General features: G+C 70.3%; 4 protein-coding genes. All 4 read left to right on the top strand.

From position 1 onward, the window contains the following. Window positions 1–235 precede the first annotated feature (235 nt). The 4 genes from eno to FNH04_RS42445 all read left to right on the top strand — a co-directional run bounded on the left by eno (window position 236) and on the right by FNH04_RS42445 (window position 3,793). Window positions 236–1,516 (top strand): phosphopyruvate hydratase, encoded by a 1,281-nt coding sequence (gene eno / locus FNH04_RS42460; protein WP_322725465.1) that lies wholly within the window; start codon window positions 236–238, stop codon window positions 1,514–1,516. Between the two features lie 142 nt (window positions 1,517–1,658). After that, complete coding sequence (locus FNH04_RS42455; RefSeq protein ID WP_152791578.1) at window positions 1,659–2,135, top strand: FtsB family cell division protein; 477 nt, start codon at window positions 1,659–1,661, stop codon at window positions 2,133–2,135. Between the two features lie 66 nt (window positions 2,136–2,201). Continuing rightward, entirely contained in the window at window positions 2,202–2,819 is a 618-nt protein-coding gene (locus tag FNH04_RS42450) for a DUF501 domain-containing protein (protein ID WP_152791577.1), read from the top strand. Next, the gene (locus FNH04_RS42445; RefSeq protein ID WP_322725463.1) at window positions 2,816–3,793 is read left to right on the top strand and encodes a Ppx/GppA phosphatase family protein; all 978 of its coding nucleotides are present in this window, start codon (window positions 2,816–2,818) and stop codon (window positions 3,791–3,793) included. The genes FNH04_RS42450 and FNH04_RS42445 overlap by 4 nt, the downstream gene beginning before the upstream one ends. Window positions 3,794–4,162 lie beyond the last annotated feature (369 nt).

The raw sequence follows: 4,162 nt of genomic DNA, 5'->3' as shown, positions 1-4,162 counted from the left end.
GCCCCGGTGCGTGTTCCCCCGTACGCACCGGGGCGGGGTTTTTTCTGTGCCTTGGTGGGGCTTGGGCAGGGCTTCGTGGGACTTGCCGGGGCTTTTTGTTGAGTTCGGGAACAATTTACTCTCGGTTTGGTCCACGGGGTGGGTGACAGGCTGGCCGATCCACCGGAGACGGTTAGGCTCATCCCGCAGGGCCCACTGCCCTCATAACCGCGTCACATCCCAGAAGGAGATGCTCGTGCCGTCCATCGACGTCGTCGTAGCCCGGGAAATCCTCGACTCCCGAGGCAACCCCACGGTCGAGGTCGAGGTCGGCCTCGACGACGGCAGCACCGGTCGTGCCGCCGTCCCGTCCGGCGCCTCCACGGGCGCCTTCGAGGCCATCGAGCTCCGCGACGGCGACTCGAACCGCTACCTCGGCAAGGGCGTGGAGAAGGCCGTCCTCGCCGTCATCGAGCAGATCGGCCCGGAGCTCGTCGGCTACGACGCCACCGAGCAGCGCCTGATCGACCAGGCGATGTTCGACCTGGACGCCACCGACAACAAGGGCTCCCTCGGCGCCAACGCCATCCTCGGCGTCTCCCTCGCCGTAGCCCACGCCGCCTCCGAGGCCTCCGACCTCCCCCTCTTCCGCTACCTGGGCGGCCCGAACGCGCACCTGCTGCCGGTGCCGATGATGAACATCCTGAACGGCGGCTCGCACGCCGACTCCAACGTGGACATCCAGGAGTTCATGATCGCCCCGATCGGCGCGGAGACCTTCTCCGAGGCCCTGCGCTGGGGCGCCGAGGTCTACCACACCCTCAAGAAGGTCCTGAAGAGCAAGGGCCTGGCCACCGGCCTCGGCGACGAGGGCGGCTTCGCCCCGAACCTCGGCTCCAACCGCGAGGCCCTCGACCTCATCCTGGAAGCGGTCAAGGAGGCCGGCTACACCCCCGGCGAGCAGATCGCCCTCGCGCTCGACGTCGCCGCGTCCGAGTTCTACAAGGACGGCTCTTACGTCTTCGAGGGCAAGGAGCGCTCGGCCGCCGAGATGACGGAGTACTACGCGGAGCTGGTGGAGGCGTACCCGCTCGTCTCCATCGAGGACCCGCTGTTCGAGGACGACTGGGAGGGCTGGAAGACCATCACCGCCAAGCTCGGTGACAAGGTCCAGATCGTCGGCGACGACCTGTTCGTCACCAACCCCGAGCGTCTCGCCCGCGGTATCGAGGAGGGCGCGGCCAACGCCCTGCTGGTCAAGGTGAACCAGATCGGTTCGCTGACCGAGACCCTGGACGCCGTCGAGATGGCCCAGCGCAACGGCTTCAAGTGCATGATGTCCCACCGCTCCGGCGAGACCGAGGACGTCACCATCGCCGACCTCGCCGTCGCCGTGAACTGCGGTCAGATCAAGACCGGCGCCCCGGCCCGCTCGGACCGCGTCGCCAAGTACAACCAGCTGCTGCGTATCGAGGAGATCCTCGACGACGCCGCGGTGTACGCGGGCCGCAGCGCCTTCCCGCGCTTCAAGGGCTGACCCCCGCGGAGCAGGGCCAGGGCCCGTACCGGGCCCGGGTCCAGCCAGTCGCACATACGTCCCCGCACTCGGTCCCGTACCGTGTGCGGGGACGTACGCACGTAGGACGACCGCACGCGGGCAAGGGGAGGCGGAGAGCCAGATGGCCGTCAAGGACCGGGACCGTTTCTCCACCGCGACCAGGCTGCGGTTGCTCGGCGAGCAGACGGCGGCCCGTGTCTACCGCTCCCAGACCAGGCGCCAGGCCCGGCGCTCCCGGCTGACCGGGCGGGCCGCGCTGCTCGCGCTCGTCCTGTGCTCGCTGGTCGCGGCGCTGGCGTACCCGATAAGGCAGTACGTCTCCCAGCGCGCCGAGATCGCCGAGCTGGAGCAGCAGCGGGAGGAGGCCCGCGAGCGGGTCGAGCGACTGCGCGACCTCAAGGCACGCTGGCAGGACGACGCGTACGCCGAGCAGCGGATCAGGGAGCGGCTGCACTATGTGATGCCCGGTGAGACCGGCTACATCGTGATCGACCCGGACGCGGTGAAGCAGTCGCGTACGACGCAGGGGGCGGCCGACCGTCCCTGGTACGCCAATGTCTGGGACGGAATCGACAAGGCCGACGCCGCCCGCCGGTAGGACTTCGATGAGCTCGACGAGCGTACGAGTGGTACGGGCTCGACGAGCCGGATGAGAAAGACACGTATGGAAACTCCCCCGCCGCCCACACCGCGCACCGAGCCCACCGACGCGGACGTCGAGGCTTTCAAACAGCAGCTCGGGCGCCCGCCGCGCGGGTTGCGCGCGATCGCCCACCGGTGCCCGTGCGGGCAGCCGGACGTGGTCGAGACGGCGCCGCGGCTGCCGGACGGCACGCCTTTCCCGACGCTGTACTACCTGACGTGTCCCAAGGCCGCCTCGGCGATCGGGACGCTGGAGGCCAACGGCGTGATGAAGGAGATGACGGAGCGGCTGGCGGAGGACCCGGTGCTGGCGGCCGCGTATCGCTCCGCGCACGAGGACTACATCCGGCGGCGGGACGAGATCGAGGAGCTGAAGGGCTTTCCGAGCGCCGGCGGCATGCCGGACCGGGTGAAGTGCCTGCATGTGCTGGTGGCGCACTCGCTGGCCGCGGGCCCGGGGGTCAATCCGCTGGGGGACGAGGCGATCGCCATGCTGCCGGAGTGGTGGCGCAAGGGCGCGTGTGTCGTGCCCGGGGGGCCGACGTCCGGCGCCGGAACGCAGGTCGAGTACACGGGCGAGGGAGCCGAGGCCGGCTACTTCGCCTCCACGCCCGTCGAGCCCGAGGACGATCAGAAGTGACCCGCGTCGCCGCCATCGACTGCGGCACCAACTCCATCCGTCTGCTCGTCGCCGACGCCACTGTGTCCCATAGCGCCTCCGGCGCGGGCCCCACCGGCGAACTGGTCGACCTGGACCGCCGTATGACGATCGTGCGCCTCGGCCAGGGCGTCGACCGCACCGGCCGGCTCGCCCCCGAGGCGTTGGAGCGGACCTTCGCCGCGTGCCGGGAGTACGCGGAGATCATCAAGGAGCACGGCGCGGACCGGCTGCGCTTCGTCGCGACGTCCGCGTCCCGCGACGCGGAGAACCGGGACGAGTTCGTGAGCGGGGTGCTGGACATCCTGGGCGTCGAGCCCGAGGTCATCTCCGGCGACCAGGAGGCGGAGTTCTCCTTCACCGGCGCGACCAAGGAGCTGACGGGGCGGGAGGACCTGCACCGTCCCTTCCTGGTGGTGGACATCGGCGGCGGCTCGACCGAGTTCGTCGTCGGCGACGACCACGCGCGCGCGGCACGCTCGGTGGACGTCGGCTGTGTCCGTATGACGGAGCGGCACCTCGTACGGGACGGAGTGGTCACCGACCCGCCCACCGAGGAGCAGATCGCGGCGATGCGCGCCGACATCGAGGCGGCCCTCGACCTCGCCGAACAGACGGTCCCGCTGCGGGAGGCGCGCACGCTGGTCGGGCTGGCCGGATCCGTGACGACGCTGTCGGCGATGGCGCAGGACCTCCCCGAGTACGACTCGACGGCCATCCACCACTCCCGGATCACGCACGACAAGGTCCGCGAGATCACGCACTGGCTCCTGCACTCGACCCACGCCGAACGCGCGGCGGTCCCCTCCATGCACCCGGGCCGCGTCGACGTGATCGCCGCGGGCGCCCTGGTCCTGCTCGCGATCATGGACCGGACCGGCGCGAAGGAGGTCGTGGTGAGCGAGCACGACATCCTCGACGGGATCGCGTGGTCCGTCGCGGGCGAGGACGCGTGACTCTCCACGGGCTGGGCCCGGAGCCTTCGGGCTCCGGCGGCCCGCTGCTCAGCTGCTGCGGTGGACGTCGCGTCGGTCGCCGGCCTTGACGACGAGGGTGATGAGGCCGCTACAGGCACGCCGTTGCGGGTGATCACCGCAGGCGTGCCCTACTGGTCAGCAGCCATCGAGTGAGCGGCCTGGGTATCGTACGAGCGCGGCGAAAGGGCCCTCGCGGCCCTCGCGGTGACCCAGGGCCGAGAAACTTCGTGAAGTTCTTCACAAGGAAATCCGCCCTGCTGAGGGGCGATTCCGCCCTTCGAGGGGTGTCCAGGGGCTTCGCCGGGTCCGCAGGGTGTTCGCGCGGGCGTTTCGGTGGGGCCGCGGGGG

It is taken from the genome of Streptomyces phyllanthi, from assembly GCF_009377205.1.
Taxonomy (GTDB): domain Bacteria; phylum Actinomycetota; class Actinomycetes; order Streptomycetales; family Streptomycetaceae; genus Streptomyces; species Streptomyces phyllanthi.
This window is presented reverse-complemented; position numbering and strand designations above follow the sequence as displayed.

Coding starts and splice junctions, on each gene's coding strand:
- FNH04_RS42450 (WP_152791577.1), top strand. CDS start 2,202: ATGGAAACTCCCCCGCCGCCCACACCGCGCACCGAGCCCACCGACGCG.
- FNH04_RS42455 (WP_152791578.1), top strand. CDS start 1,659: ATGGCCGTCAAGGACCGGGACCGTTTCTCCACCGCGACCAGGCTGCGG.